At 66.9% G+C, this 14,337-nt stretch carries 14 protein-coding genes; all 14 read right to left on the reverse strand.

Annotation, left to right across the window (positions count from 1 at the left end):
• The 14 genes from EJP69_RS28075 to EJP69_RS28140 all read right to left on the reverse strand — a co-directional run bounded on the left by EJP69_RS28075 (position 1) and on the right by EJP69_RS28140 (position 14,336).
• On the reverse strand, positions 1 to 1,032 hold the full coding sequence (locus tag EJP69_RS28075) for a ligase-associated DNA damage response exonuclease (protein ID WP_126473615.1): 1,032 nt from the start codon (positions 1,030 to 1,032) through the stop codon (positions 1 to 3).
• Positions 1,033 to 1,109: 77 nt separating this feature from the next.
• Positions 1,110 to 1,652, reverse strand: a complete 543-nt coding sequence (locus tag EJP69_RS28080; protein WP_126473617.1) for a DUF3617 domain-containing protein — start codon at positions 1,650 to 1,652, stop codon at positions 1,110 to 1,112.
• Positions 1,653 to 1,729: 77 nt separating this feature from the next.
• Entirely contained in the window at positions 1,730 to 2,440 is a 711-nt protein-coding gene (locus tag EJP69_RS28085) for a phosphatase PAP2 family protein (protein ID WP_240652313.1), read from the reverse strand.
• A gap of 25 nt (positions 2,441 to 2,465) precedes the next feature.
• Positions 2,466 to 3,632, reverse strand: a complete 1,167-nt coding sequence (locus EJP69_RS28090; RefSeq protein WP_093206386.1) for a Gfo/Idh/MocA family protein — start codon at positions 3,630 to 3,632, stop codon at positions 2,466 to 2,468.
• A gap of 170 nt (positions 3,633 to 3,802) precedes the next feature.
• Positions 3,803 to 4,765 (reverse strand): substrate-binding domain-containing protein, encoded by a 963-nt coding sequence (locus tag EJP69_RS28095; RefSeq protein WP_093206385.1) that lies wholly within the window; start codon positions 4,763 to 4,765, stop codon positions 3,803 to 3,805.
• A gap of 43 nt (positions 4,766 to 4,808) precedes the next feature.
• Positions 4,809 to 5,843, reverse strand: coding sequence for an ABC transporter permease (locus EJP69_RS28100; RefSeq protein WP_126473619.1), 1,035 nt, complete (start codon positions 5,841 to 5,843; stop codon positions 4,809 to 4,811).
• On the reverse strand, positions 5,803 to 7,437 hold the full coding sequence (locus EJP69_RS28105) for a sugar ABC transporter ATP-binding protein (protein ID WP_126473620.1): 1,635 nt from the start codon (positions 7,435 to 7,437) through the stop codon (positions 5,803 to 5,805). Before EJP69_RS28105 ends, EJP69_RS28100 begins: the two co-directional genes overlap by 41 nt.
• The gene (locus EJP69_RS28110; protein WP_126473690.1) at positions 7,434 to 8,603 is read right to left on the reverse strand and encodes an ROK family protein; all 1,170 of its coding nucleotides are present in this window, start codon (positions 8,601 to 8,603) and stop codon (positions 7,434 to 7,436) included. Before EJP69_RS28110 ends, EJP69_RS28105 begins: the two co-directional genes overlap by 4 nt.
• Positions 8,604 to 8,851: 248 nt before the next feature.
• A complete protein-coding gene (locus EJP69_RS28115; protein ID WP_019657634.1) occupies positions 8,852 to 9,271 on the reverse strand; it encodes a F0F1 ATP synthase subunit epsilon in 420 nt (139 codons plus the stop codon).
• 12 nt (positions 9,272 to 9,283) lie between these two features.
• On the reverse strand, positions 9,284 to 10,684 hold the full coding sequence (gene atpD, locus EJP69_RS28120; protein ID WP_093206381.1) for a F0F1 ATP synthase subunit beta: 1,401 nt from the start codon (positions 10,682 to 10,684) through the stop codon (positions 9,284 to 9,286).
• Between the two features lie 134 nt (positions 10,685 to 10,818).
• Positions 10,819 to 11,217, reverse strand: a complete 399-nt coding sequence (locus EJP69_RS28125) for a hypothetical protein (RefSeq protein ID WP_093206380.1) — start codon at positions 11,215 to 11,217, stop codon at positions 10,819 to 10,821.
• Positions 11,218 to 11,305: 88 nt separating this feature from the next.
• The gene (atpG, locus tag EJP69_RS28130; RefSeq protein WP_093206379.1) at positions 11,306 to 12,181 is read right to left on the reverse strand and encodes a F0F1 ATP synthase subunit gamma; all 876 of its coding nucleotides are present in this window, start codon (positions 12,179 to 12,181) and stop codon (positions 11,306 to 11,308) included.
• Positions 12,182 to 12,213: 32 nt separating this feature from the next.
• Positions 12,214 to 13,767 carry a F0F1 ATP synthase subunit alpha gene (atpA, locus tag EJP69_RS28135; RefSeq protein ID WP_093206378.1) on the reverse strand — a complete coding sequence of 518 codons (1,554 nt, stop codon included), beginning with the start codon at positions 13,765 to 13,767 and terminating at the stop codon, positions 12,214 to 12,216.
• A 38-nt stretch (positions 13,768 to 13,805) separates the two neighbouring features.
• Positions 13,806 to 14,336 carry a F0F1 ATP synthase subunit delta gene (locus tag EJP69_RS28140; RefSeq protein WP_093206377.1) on the reverse strand — a complete coding sequence of 177 codons (531 nt, stop codon included), beginning with the start codon at positions 14,334 to 14,336 and terminating at the stop codon, positions 13,806 to 13,808.
• Position 14,337 lies beyond the last annotated feature (1 nt).

The raw sequence follows: 14,337 nt of genomic DNA on the forward strand, positions 1-14,337 counted from the left end.
TCACGCCTCCGCCCCCTGGTCGTCCTCGTCGCCGTACTCGGTCCTGAAGGCCTGCGCGTCGAGGCCGTTCTCGCCGAGCCACCGCACCATCACCTGCACGCTGCCGTGCGTGACGAACACACGCTGGGCTCCCGTGCCGGCGATGGCCTGCTGCAGGCCGGGCCAGTCGGCGTGGTCGGACATCACGAAGCCGCGGTCCACGCCGCGCCGCCTGCGCGTGCCGCGCAGCTGCATCCAGCCGCTCGCGAAGGCGTCGGCATAGTTGCCGAAGCGGCGCATCCACGGCGAGCCCTGCGCCGAGGGCGGCGCGAGCACCAGCGAGCGCTTCAGCAGCGCGGCATCGACACCCGCGTCGTCCGCGCGCAACGTGGGCGGCAGCGCCACGCCGGCCGCGCGGTACACGGCATTGAGCGGCTCCACCGCACCGTGCACGACGATGGGCCCGATGCTCGCGTCCACGCCGTGCAGGATGCGCTGCGCCTTGCCGAAGGCGTAGCAGAAGAGCACCGATGCGCGTCCCGCCTCTGCATTCGCGCGCCACCATGCGTCGATCTGCGAGAACAGCTCGGCCTGCCTGGGCCAGCGATAGACCGGCAGGCCGAAGGTCGACTCGGTGATGAAGGTATCGCAGGGCACCGGCTCGAAGGGCTCGCAGGTGCCGTCGGGCTCGGTCTTGTAGTCGCCCGAGGCTACCCATACGCGCCCGCCGTGCTCGAGCCGCACCTGGGCCGAGCCCAGCACGTGTCCCGCCGGATGCAGCGAGACGCGCACGCCGTGGTGCTCGATCACCTCGCCGTAGGGCAGCGTCTGCAGCGGGATGTCCTGGCCGAGGCGCGCGCGCAGCGTGCCGGCGCTGTCGGTATGCGCCAGGTAGTGCGCATGCCCCGGGCGCGCGTGGTCGGAATGCGCGTGCGTGATGACGGCACGCGCCACCGGCCGCCACGGGTCGATGTAGAAATCGCCGGGCGGGCAGTACAGGCCCTCGGGCCTGGCGACGACGAGGAGGTCTTCTTCCTGCTTTGCGGGAGGCATGGCACGCCATCGTAGGCGCTGCCGGGCTTTCGCGCCGCCGAACGGCGGGCGCGAAGCGTTGTGGGCTGGCTCCTACCCTACGGACGCTTCGGACGGTTCTTCATCATGTCGAGCACGTTCATCTTCATGCCGTTGGGCATGACCATGTCGCCCGGCTTCTGGTCGGCCTTGCAGGGGCCGATCCAGCGTGCTTCCATGGCGCTCGTGCCTTCGGCCCGGCCCATCAGCGGCGGGCTGTAGGTCGACCTGCTCTCCATGCGGTAGGCGGTGTTGAAGTCGCCGCTGATGACCGCATGCGAGGTGGCCACCGTGTTGCCGATCTTGCAGACCGAGTCCATGACCAGCTTGCCGCCGTCGGTGCGCAGCTCCTGCTTCGAGCACATGTCCTTGCCCATGCCCTGGCCCATGTCGCGCATGGCCTTGTCGGTGGCGGCGTCGATGCACTGCTGCATGGTGTGGGTGCCGCCGCCTGGGCTGGCGCCCTTGCCCGTGGCTTCACCGGTCTGGGTCTGGATCTCCCAGAGGCCGGGCTTGCGGGCGGGGAAGTCGAGCGCGAACGCCGGGCCCGCGACGATACCGGCCACGATGCAGGTCACGACGGCGGAAAGGCGAATCTTCATGGCGGACTCCCGCTCCTTCGGATGGCGAAGCCCGGGTTGTACCGTGCGCGCCGCCGCGTTGGAATACCGCGATCGGCCTACGCCTGCGCCCCGGGTCGTTGCCGCGTGGCGATGCCGAACGCCACGCCCAGCGCAAAACCGCCCAGCACGTCGATCAGCACATGCTGGCGCACCGCCATCGTCGAATAGACGATGCCCGCCGCCCACGCCACGTTGGCGACGCGCAGCCAGGCCGGTGCGCCCACCGCGCGCAGCTGCCGCGCCAGCGCGACGCAGGTGAACACCGAGAACGAGACATGCAGCGAGGGAAAGGCATTGCCGGCCGAGTCGACCATCTTGAGGAACTGCAGCGAGGTGCCCGGCGTGGTCTCGACCACGAAATTGGGAATCGCCGTGGGCATGAACCAGAACACGAGCAGCGCCAGCAGCGTCATGGTCGCGCAGCCCAGCGAGAAGCCTTGCAGCTCGCGCATGTCCCTGGCCAGCAGCACGGGCAGTGCGATGTAGCCCCAGAGCGAGAGATACACCGGCAGCAGCCACGGCCAGAAGGCGACCAGCCGGTCGATGGGGGTGAGCGGCAGCACCCAGGCCTGGCCCGCGTTCTTCATGATCCAGAAGTACAACGGAAAGAAGCCGAGCGTGGCGACGGTGTTGCCGACCAGCTTCAGCGGAAACAGCGTGATGCTGCGCTTCCACAGGGCCGTAAGCCACGGCGGCACCCTCGACGAAGACGATGCGGAAGAGGACGACGGAGAAGAAGAGGTGACGTCGGACGCGGGAGGTGTCATGGAGGCCCGGGCAGCGCGCGGCGCGCTACCAGGGCGTCCACTTTAATTCGCTTTTCGCCGAAGCCACCGTGCGTTCGATGAAGCGCACGCCGCGCGCGCCGTCCTCCACGCGCGGGTAGTCGGCAGCCAGCGGATCGGCCGGCAGGCCCGCGAGCCTGGCGCGGATGTCCGCCGCCACGCCCGCGTACACGTTCGCGAAGGCCTCGATGAAGCCTTCGGGGTGCCCCGCCGGCAGCCGGCTCGCGCGCTTCGCCGACTCGCACAGCCAGGGCGCGCCGCGCGTGAGCACCTGCAGCGGTCCGTCGTGCGGCAGGTGCACCAGCCGGCTCGGCTGCTCCTGGTGCCATTCGAGCGTGCCCAGCGTGCCCGACACGCGCAGGCGCAGGTCGTTCTCCAGGCCGGTGTTGATCTGCGAGGCGATGAGCACGCCGCGCGCGCCGCCTTCGAAGCGCAGCAGCAGGCTGCCGTCGTCGTCGAGCATGCGGCCCGGCACCAGCGCGCCCAGGTCAGCGCACAGGCTTTCGATGCGCAGCCCGGTGACGGTGGCCACGAGGTTCTCGGCATGCGAGCCGATGTCGCCGATGGCGCCGGCCGCGCCGCTGCGCGCGGGGTCGGTGCGCCAGTCGGCCTGCTTGTTGCCGCCGCTGGCCTCGACATGGCTCGCGAGCCAGCCCTGGTTGTATTCGACGACGACCTTGCGCACCTCGCCGATCAGGCCCGAGCGCACCATCTCGCGCGCCTGCCGCACCATCGGATAGCCGGTGTAGTTGTAGGTGACGCCGAACACCGTGCCCCGCTTGGCTACTGTGGCGACCAGCGCGTCGGCCTGCTCGCGTGTGTGCACCAGCGGCTTGTCGCACACCACGTGGAAGCCTGCTTCGGCGAAGGCCTGCGCCACCGGAAAGTGCACGTGGTTGGGCGTGACGATCGACACGAAGTCGATGCGCTCGCCCTCCGGGCGCTTCAGCTCGTCGGCCAGCAGCGCCTGCCAGTCGCCGTGGTTGCGGTCGTCGGCCAGGCCGAGGTCGCGGCCCGAGGCGCGCGCCTTCTCGGGGCTGGACGAGAGCGCGCCCGCGACGAGCTCGATCTGCCCGTCGAGCGCCATGGCCTTGCGGTGCACGGCGCCGATGAAGGCGTCGCGCCCGCCTCCGACCATGGCATAGCGCAGTTTGCGAGGAGGTGTGTCTGTCATCGATCGTCTCGGCGTTTCCGGAAACTGTTCCCTCTCCCCTTGGGGAGAGGGCTGGGGTGAGGGTGGCGGCATTTGCGCACGCACCGTTTTCGCCGTCGCCGCTGGCCCTCATCACCCCAACCCTCTCCCCAGAGGGAGAGGGAGCAAAGCAGGCCCGCCGCTTCAGAACATCAGAACGGCGAGTTCGGGTGGTAGAAGTCCTTCGCGTTTTCCTTGGTGATCAGCACCGACGGAATGATGGTCGTCGCCGGCAGCTTCTCGCCCTTCAGGCGCGCTTCGGCCGTGAGCTTGATCGCGTCGTAGATGAACTTGGGCGAGTAGCTCACGTCGGCCGTGATGCGCTTGTCCTTGCCGTCCATGATGGTCTTGACCATGTCCTTGGCGCCCGCGCCGCCGAACACGATCTTGATGTCGTCGCGCTTGGCCTGCGAGATGGCCTTGAGCACGCCCACGGCCATGTCGTCGTCGGCGGCCCAGATGGCGTCGATGTTCTTGAAGCGCGTCAGGTAGTCCTGCGTGACCTTGAAGGCGTCGTCGCGGTTCCAGTTGGCGTACTTGGCGTCGAGCAGCTTGATGTCGGGACTGTTCTTGAGCACGGCATTGAAGGCGTCCATGCGCTCGTTGTCCAGCGTGGTCGCGATGCCGCGCAACGCCACCACGTTGCCCTTGCCGCCGAGCTGCTTGACGATGTATTCGGCCGGGATCTTGCCGAAGGCCGTGTTGTCGCCGGCAACATAAGCGTCTTGTGCGCTGGTGTCGGTGAGGCCGCGGTCGACCACGGTGACATAGGCGCCCTTGGCCTTGACCTGCGCCACGGGCTTGGTCAGCGCCGCCGACTCGAAGGGGAACACGACCAGCGCGTTGATCTTGGTGACCGTCGAGAGGTCCTGCAGCTGGTTGGCCTGCTCGGGCGCGTTGGCGGCCGTCTTGATGGTGATCTTCAGGTCCTTGTGTTCCTTCTCCAGGTCCTTCTTCGCCTGGTTGGCCCAGTAGTTGATGCCGCCCATGAAGCTGTGCGTGGCCGCGGGAATCGAAACGCCGAGGTTGACCTTCTCCGCGGCAAGCGCGGGCAGGCTGGCGAACGCTGCGGCGGCAACCGCCGTGAGTGCGAGGCGTCGGGTGAAAGTCGTCATGCTGGATGTCTCCTCTTGGTTGATGGAACGGAACGGGAAAGAACTAGCGCCGGCCGCGTTGAAGGAACGCGACGATGATGATCACGAAGCCCTGCACCGCCGCGTTGAGGTACACGCTGATGATGCTGGTGAGGTTCAGGATGTTGCTGATGACCGAGAGCAGGATCGCACCCACCACCGTGCCGGTGATGCTGCCCGCGCCGCCCTTGAGCGCCGTGCCGCCGACGATCACCGCGGCGATGGCTTCCAGCTCCCACAGCAGGCCGGTGGTCGGCGATGCCGAGCCCAGGCGCGGCACGTACAGCAGCGTCGCGATGCCCACGCACACGCCGAGCAGCACGTAGGTGAGGATCTTCACGCGGTCGACGTCCACCGCCGCGTAGCGCGCCACCTGCTCGTTGGAGCCGATGGCCTGCACGTAGCGACCGTAGGCCGTGCGGTTGAGGATGAGGCCGCCGACGATGGCGACGATCACGAACACCCACACCGGCACCGGAATGCCCGCGAGGCTCGCGTAGTAAACGGGCGCGTAGAGGTCCGACAGCTCGTTGTCGAGCGTGAGCGCGCCGCCGTCGGCGAAGTAGGTGAGGTACGCGCGGAAGATGCCCAGCGTGCCCAGCGTCACGATGAAAGGCTCGATGCGGCCCTTGGTGATGAGCAGGCCGTGCGCGAGGCCGAACACCGCGCCGAGCACCACGGCCAGCACGGCGCCCATCACCACCGCCAGCAGCGGCGAACCCGAGGCCGGCCCGGCCCAGTTGATGAACATGATCACGCTGCCCGCGATCAGCGCGGCCATCGAGCCCACCGACAGGTCGATGCCGCCCGAGATGATCACGAAGCACATGCCCACCGCGATGATGCCGATGAAGGCCGTGCGCGTGAGCACGTTCATCGCGTTGTCGAGGGTCGCGAAGTCGCCGTTCAGCAGCGTGCCGGCGATGCACAGCAGCACCAGGCCGATGACCGGGCCGAGGCCGTGCAGGCGCTCGGTCCAGCGCGGCTTGGTCTCGCTGCGGTGCTGCTGCTGCGCGGCTTCAAGCGTGCGCGGCGGTTGTGTCTGCTGTTCCGGTGGCATGAGCGATGAGCTCCTCTTCTGTCAGATGGTCGGCGTCGAGCGTGGCGACGATGCGGCCCGCGCGCATCACCGCGACGCGGTGGCACAGGCCGATCAGCTCCATCAGCTCCGACGAGACGACGATCACCGCGAGCCCTTCGCGGGCGAGTCGCTGGATCAGGAAATAGATGTCGCGCTTGGCACCCACGTCGACGCCGCGCGTGGGCTCGTCGAGCACCACCACCTTCGGCCGCGGCTGCAGCACCTTGGCGAGTGCGAGCTTCTGCTGGTTGCCGCCCGACAGCGACGAGGCCTTCACGTCGAGCGAGCCGGTGCGGATGCCGTAGTCCTTCACCGCCTCGGCCAGCGCACCGCGCTCTGCCTCGGGCTTGAGCCAGGGCTGGGCATAGCGCTCGAGCGCCATCAGCGTGAGGTTCTGACGCAGGCCGAAGTTGACGTGCAGGCCCTTGCCCTTGCGGTCTTCGCTCAGGTAGGTGAGGCCGTCCCTTGCCGCGTCACGCGGATTGCGCCAGCCCTTGCCGTGCGGCACGGGCTTGCCGAGCATCTCGACGCTGCCGCCGCTCGCGGGTCGCAGGCCCAGCAGCCCCTCGAAGAGCTCGGTGCGGCCGGCACCGACGAGGCCCGCGAAGCCGAGGATCTCGCCGGGGCGCACCTCGAAGCTCGCGTCCTGTGCCCAGCCGGGCACGCTGAAGCCGCTCACGCGCATGGCGGGCGCGCCGGTTGCGGTGACCGCATCGCGCGGCGGATAGAGGTCGGCCAGCTCGCGGCCCACCATCAGGTTGGCCATCTGCTGGCGCGTGACGTCGGCCGTCGGGGCACGCGCGACGAAACGACCGTCGCGCATGACGATGACTTCGTCTGTCACCTGCTCCACTTCGTCGAGCTTGTGCGAGATGTAGACGATGGTGACGCCGTCGGCGCGCAGCTGCGCAATGAGCTTGAACAGGCGCTCCGTCTCGCCGGGCGTGAGCGTGGCCGTGGGCTCGTCCATGACGAGCAGGCGCGCGCGGCGGGCGATGGCTTTCGCGATCTCGACGAGCTGCTTCTCGGCGACGATCAGCTTGCGCACCTTGGTGCGCGGGTCGATGTTCAGGCCGACGGCCGCGAGCGCGGAGGCGGCGTCGCGCTCCATGGCGGCGTCGTCGAGCAGCCAGCCTTTCGAGGAAGCGCCGGGCCGCCCCAAGCTTCCTTGCTCCCCTCGGGGGACGGACGGCGCGAAGCGACGGCCAAGGGGCCACATCTTCTTTTCGTGGCCGAGGAAGATGTTCTGGGCCACGTTCAGGTCCTCGGCGAGGTTGAACTCCTGGTGTATCAACACGATGCCCAGCGCCTCGGCGTCGCGCGAGCTTGCGAACTGCTGCGGCTGCCCGTTGATCTTCAGCGCGCCGCCGGTGGCCGACTCGTACCCGGACAGGATCTTCATCAGCGTGGACTTGCCTGCGCCGTTCTCGCCGAGCAGGCCGTACACGCGGCCGGGCGCGAGCGCGAAGCTCACGCCGTGCAGCACCTGCACGGGGCCGAATGCCTTCACGATGCCGTCGAACTCGACGGCGACGCTGCTCTTCGCCTCGCGCTTGTCGACCGCGTTGGTCATGGCGCCACCCCGCGGGCCTTCAGCGTTTCCTGCATCGCGAGCACGCCGGCGCCGACCAGGCCACCCTGCATGCCCAGCGGCGTGTACTGGATCTCCAGGTGCCGCGTGGAGAGCGCCAGCGAGCGCTGGTAGACGCTCTGCCGCACGGCAGCGAGAAACAGCGGCCCGATGCGCGTGATGCCGCCGCCGATGAACACATGCGACGGATTGAAGAAGTTGACGACCGACGCGAGCATCTGCCCGATCAGGCTGCCCGCGCGCTGGATGATGGCGTTGGCCGCCGTGTCGCCGCCGCGGCTGGCCTGGCCGACGTCGACGGCATCGATGCGGCCGTGCAGGCGCAGGACTTCGGCCAGCGCGGCGCTCTCGCCGGCTTCGGCGGCCTGCACCGCCATGCGCGTGATCGCCGGGCCGGCGGCCATCGCTTCCACGCAGCCGAGGTTGCCGCAGTGGCAGCGCGGGCCTTCCTGGTCGACGCAGATGTGGCCGACGTCGCCGGCCGAACCCGCGGCGCCGCGGTACACCTCGCCATGGCACACGATGCCGCAGCCGATGCCGGTGCCGATCTTGATGACGAGGAAGTTCTGCAACGAGCGCCGCAGGCGCCACAGTTCACCGAGCGCCATCAGGTTCACGTCGTTGTCGACGAAGACGGGCGCCGCGTAGTCCTCGCGCAGGTAGTCGCGGATCGAGAAGCTGTCCCAGGCGGGCATCAGCGGCGGATTCGCGAGCTGGCCGATCTCGAAGTTGACCGGGCCGGGCACGCCGATGCCGATGCCGAGAACGTCCTTGGCCGCATGACCGCAACGGGCCAGCAACTCGCGCATGAGCGTGCGCACGCGGGCCAGCACGACGGCGGGGCCTTCGCGCACGTCGGCGGGTTCGTCGTGTTGCGCGAGCACACTGAGGTCCGGGCGCAGCACGGCCACGTCGAGGCTGGTGGCGCCGATGTCGACGCCGACGAGCACGCCGAGTCCGGAATGAAGCTGGAGGTTTTCGGGGCGGCGTCCGCCCGAGGAGCGCTGCAGGCCGGCTTCAGCGAGCAGGCCCTGGTCCACGAGGCCGGCGATCAGCCCGTTGGCCTTGCTCTTGGAGAAGCCGAGCTGCTCGGCCATGGCATGCCTCGAACCGCCGGCCGACCAGAAGGTCGTTTCCAGCAGCCGCATTTCGTCCGCGGTGATGCCACTCCAGGGTGCCACGCGTCTTGTCTCCGGTGTTCTTTGTCCTGGCCCGGCAGCGGCAGCCGCCGGACGAAGGCGAATACTAGGTGGCGGGCTTCAGCCGGACAAGGCCGAACTTCGACCTTGTTCAGACTGAAGATAGACAATTCGAAGATTAATGGACGAAAAAAAGCCGCCTGGGAGGCGGCTTTCTTCTTCGTTGCTTCGACGACGGGCCGGAAGCCCGACTTCGATTACTTCTTCTGACGGTACTTGCGCAGCGCCGCGATCTGGGCGGCCATCACGGCCAGCTCCGATTGCGCCATCGCGATGTCGATGTCGCTCTTCGCGTTCTTCAGCGCTTCTTCGGCGGCGGCCTTGGCCTGGTTGGCCTTCTCGTCGTCGAGGTCCTTGCCGCGGATCGCGGTGTCGGACAGCACGGTGACGGCGTTCGGCTGCACTTCGAGAATGCCGCCGGCCACGAAGACGAACTCTTCCTTGCCGTCGGCGGTTTCGATGCGCACGGCGCCGGGGCGGATGCGCGTGATCAGCGGGGTGTGGCGCGGGAAGATGCCGAGCTCACCGGCTTCACCGGGCAGCGCGACGAACTTGGCTTCGCCCGAGAAGATCGACTCTTCCGCGCTGACCACGTCCACATGAATGGTGCCTGCCATGGTGATTCCTTCTTAAGCGACCTTCTTGGCCTTCTCGAACGCTTCGTCGATGGTGCCGACCATGTAGAACGCCTGCTCGGGCAGGTGGTCGGCTTCGCCGTTCACGATCATCTTGAAGCCGCGGATGGTTTCGGCCAGCGGCACGTACTTGCCGGGCGAGCCCGTGAACACTTCGGCCACGTGGAACGGCTGCGACAGGAAACGCTGGATCTTCCGGGCGCGGGCCACGGCCAGCTTGTCTTCGGGAGCCAGTTCGTCCATGCCCAGAATGGCGATGATGTCGCGCAGTTCCTTGTAGCGCTGCAGCGTGCCTTGCACGGCGCGGGCCACGTTGTAGTGCTCTTCGCCGACCACGTTCGGGTCGAGCTGACGCGAGGTCGAGTCCAGCGGGTCCACGGCGGGATAGATACCGAGCGAGGCGATGTCACGCGACAGCACCACGGTCGAGTCCAAGTGGGCGAAGGTGGTGGCGGGCGACGGGTCGGTCAAGTCGTCGGCAGGGACGTACACGGCCTGGATCGAGGTGATCGAGCCGACTTTGGTCGACGTGATCCGCTCCTGCAGGCGGCCCATTTCTTCGGCCAGCGTCGGCTGGTAGCCCACGGCGGAAGGCATGCGGCCCAGCAGAGCCGACACTTCGGTACCGGCCAGCGTGTAGCGGTAGATGTTGTCCACGAAGAACAGAACGTCACGGCCTTCGTCGCGGAACGACTCGGCGATGGTCAGGCCGGTCAGCGCCACGCGCAGACGGTTGCCCGGGGGTTCGTTCATCTGGCCGTAGACCATGGCCACCTTCGAGTCCTCGAGCTTCTCGAGGTTCACGACGCCGGAGTCGGCCATCTCGTGATAGAAGTCGTTGCCTTCGCGGGTACGTTCACCCACGCCAGCGAACACCGACAGACCCGAGTGAGCCTTGGCGATGTTGTTGATGAGTTCCATCATGTTCACGGTCTTGCCCACGCCGGCGCCACCGAACAGACCCACCTTGCCGCCCTTGGCGAACGGGCAGACCAGGTCGATAACCTTGATGCCGGTTTCCAGCAGGTCTTGCGAGGGCGACAGTTCGTCGTACGCGGGAGCCTTGCGGTGGATGGAAGCGGTGAGCTCCTGGCCCACGTCGCCGCGCTCGTCGATCGGACGGCCGAGCACGTCCATGATGCGGCCGAGGGTGGCCTTGCCGACCGGCACGGTGATGGGAGCGCCGGTGTTGGTCACGACCAGGCCGCGACGCAGGCCGTCGGACGAGCCCAGTGCAATGGTGCGCACCACGCCGTCGCCGAGCTGCTGCTGAACTTCGAGGGTCAGCCCGCCGCCTTCGAATTTCAAGGCGTCGTACACCTTGGGCATCTGGTCACGCGGGAACTCCACGTCGACCACGGCGCCGATACATTGGACAATTTTTCCTTCAGCCATGGCGTTTCCTTCTGGATGGATCTCAATAAATTTGCGACAGGTTCTTGCAGAAGCGTCCTGGTGCCAAAACGGGCCGCTTTTGCAAGAATGCCGGCGGGGCCGGCACCCTTGAATGTCCTGCTGTCAGTTTCCCATCAGCACTTCATGGCCGTCGCCTGGGCGGCGAAGGCGTCGGAAGCAGCCTTGCAGGCCTGGCCCAGCGCGGCCTTGTCCGCGCCCATCGAAGCCCAGGTGGCCTTCGTCTGGTCGAGGCTTGCCTTCATGGCGTCGGCAGCAGCACCGCTTTGCGCAGCGACGCAGGTCTGGACCTTGGCCAGGTAGTCGTTGCATTCCTGCGGCAGGTCGGCGGCGGAAGCCGTCGGTGCTGCGGCAGGAGCTGCCGCCGGCGCTGCTGCCGGAGCAGGCGCGGGAGCCGGAGCGGGCGCAGCAGGTGCAGCGGCGGGAGCAGCCGGTGCAGGTGCGGGCGCCTCTTCCTTCTTGGAGCAGGCGGTCAGAGCGGCAGCAACAGCCACCAGAGCAAGCATCTTCTTCATTTTGCGCAGAGTCCCCTAAAAAAGGCCTTGGGTTATCGGGCGCGCGGAGCGCACCCGATCAGCAACGCGGCCTGTTGCATTGCCTCAATCAAACGCCTGCAGCCGCGGCCGCGCCGGACACGATTTCCGACAGTTCCTTCGTGATGCCGGCCTGGCGGGTCTTGTTGTAGACCAGCTTCAGCTCGTTGATCACGTTGCCTGCGTTGTCGGTCGCGGCCTTCATGGCCACCATGCGCGCCGAGTGCTCGGACGCCATGTTCTCGGCCACTGCCTGGTAGACCAGGGATTCCACGTAGCGCACCAGCAGCTCGTCGATCACGCTTTGCGCGTCGGGCTCGTAGATGTAGTCCCACGAGTGATGTCCCGACTCGGTCTGCAGCGTCTCGGCCTTCAGCGGCAGCAGCTGCTCCACCATCGGCTCCTGCTTGATGGTGTTGATGAACTTCGTGTAGCACAGGTACACGGCCGACAGCTTGCCTTCGGCATAGGCGTCCAGCAGCGTCTTGACCGGCCCGATGAGCTTGTCCAGATGCGGCGTGTCGCCCAGCTGCGTCACATGGGCCACCACGCGGGCGCCGATGCGGTTCAGGAAACCCAGACCCTTGTTGCCGATGGCGACCGACTCGACCACGCTGCCCGCGGACTGCGCTTCGCGCAGCTTGCCCGTGACGGCACGCAGCAGGTTGGTGTTCAAGCCGCCGCACAGGCCCTTGTCGCTGGTCACGATGATGAAGCCGACGCCCTTGGCGTCGTTCGTCTTCATGAACGCGTGGGTGTACTCCGGGTTCGCCTTGCCGAGGTTGGCCGCGATGTTGCGGATCTTTTCGCTGTAGGGGCGAGCGGCGCGCATGCGTTCCTGCGCCTTGCGCATCTTGGAAACCGAGACCATTTCCATGGCCTTGGTGATCTTCTTGGTGTTTTCCACCGATTTGATCTTGCCGCGGATTTCCTTACCAGCTGCCATGAGAGCTCCTTCTTGCGTCGATCAAGGGTCGATCAGGCGAACGACTTCTTGAACGAGGTCACGGCGGCCAGCAGTTCGGCTTCCGATTCCTTGTCGAGAGCCTTTGCCTTCTCGATCTTGTCGAGCAGCGCGGCGTGGCTGGACTTCAGGAACTGGTGCAGGCCATGTTCGAACGGCAGCACCTGCTTGATCTCGAGGTCGTCCATGAAGCCCTTGTTCACTGCGAACAGCGACGCGCCCATCAGCGAGATCGGCAGCGGGCTGTATTGCGGCTGCTTCAGCAGTTCGGTCACGCGGGCACCGCGGTCGAGCTGCTTGCGGGTGGCTTCGTCGAGGTCGGAAGCGAACTGCGCGAACGCAGCCAGTTCACGGTACTGGGCCAGGTCGGTACGGATACCGCCGGACAGGCCCTTGATGATCTTCGTCTGGGCCGACGAACCCACGCGCGACACCGAGATACCGGCGTTGATGGCGGGGCGGATACCTGCGTTGAACAGGTTGGTTTCCAGGAAGATCTGGCCGTCGGTGATCGAGATCACGTTGGTCGGAACGAACGCGGACACGTCGCCGGCTTGCGTTTCGATGATCGGCAGTGCGGTCAGCGAACCGGTCTTGCCCTTGACCGCGCCCTTGGTGAAGGCTTCGACGTAGTCGGCATTCACGCGGGCCGCGCGCTCGAGCAGACGGCTGTGGAGATAGAACACGTCGCCGGGGTAGGCTTCGCGGCCCGGCGGGCGGCGCAGCAGCAGCGACACTTGACGGTAGGCAACGGCCTGCTTGGACAGGTCGTCATAGACGATCAGCGCGTCTTCGCCGCGGTCGCGGAAGTATTCGCCCATCGTGCAGCCCGAGTAGGCCGACACGTACTGCATGGCGGCCGATTCCGAAGCGGAAGCAGCAACCACGATCGTGTAGTCCATGGCACCGGCTTGTTCCAGTGCGCGCACCACGTTCTTGATCGACGAAGCCTTCTGGCCGATCGCAACGTAGACGCAGGTCATGTTCTGACCCTTCTGGTTGATGATCGCGTCGATGGCCACGGCCGTCTTGCCGGTCTGGCGGTCGCCGATGATCAGCTCGCGCTGGCCGCGGCCGACGGGCACCATCGAGTCGATGGACTTCAGGCCGGACTGCATCGGCTGGTCGACCGACTTGCGGGCGATCACGCCCGGTGCGACCTTCTCGATCACGTCGGTCATCTTGGCGTTGACCGGACCCTTGCCGTCGATCGGCTGGCCCAGGGCGTTCACCACGCGACCGATGAGCTCGGGGCCCACGGGCACTTCCAGGATGCGGCCCGTGCACTTGACGGTGTCGCCTTCGGAGATGTGCTCGTACTCGCCCAGAATCACGGCGCCGACCGAGTCGCGCTCGAGGTTCAGCGCGAGGCCGAACGACGGCGTGCCGTCAGCCGTGGGCGGGAACTCCAGCATTTCGCCCTGCATCGCGTCGGACAGGCCGTGGATGCGCACGATACCGTCGGTCACCGACACCACGGTGCCTTCGTTGCGGATGTTGGCGCTGACCCCGAGGCCCTCGATGCGGCTCTTGATCAGTTCGGAAATTTCTGCGGGATTGAGTTGCATGACTCTTTCCTTCTTTCTTTGTAAGGGGCCGGGAGCCGTCAGGCCACCAGCGCAACTTTCATTTGTTCAAGGCGCGCTTTGACGGAGGTGTCGAGCACCTCGTCGCCGACCACCACACGGATGCCGCCGATCAGTTCGGGCTCTTGCCGAACCGTGACCTGGAGCTTGCGACCGAAGCGCTTTTCAAGCGCGGCCGAAACGTTGGCCAGGGCCGCGGCTTCGATCGGGAAGGCGCTGTAGACAACGGCGTCGGACGAACCGCTCTTCGCGTTGGCCAGTGCCCGGAACTGCTTCGCAATTTCCGGCAGCACCGAAAAACGCCCGTTCTCGAGGAGCGCGGACAGGAAGTTCTGGGCAGCGGGAGCCAGCGGTGCACCGAATGCACCGGCGACCACGCCGACCACCTGTTCGGCCGTGGCCTTCGGGTTGTCGGCGAACTGCTGGAGCTCCGGATTGGCCGCGATGGCGGCAATCTTTTCGAGCCAGGCGCTGGTTCCGGCGACGTCGGACGACGAAGCCTTGAAGAGCGCCTCGGCGTAGGGGCGTGCAATGGTGGCGAGTTCTGCCATG

It is taken from the genome of Variovorax gossypii, assembly GCF_003965815.1.
GTDB classification, from domain to species: Bacteria; Pseudomonadota; Gammaproteobacteria; order Burkholderiales; family Burkholderiaceae_C; genus Variovorax; species Variovorax gossypii.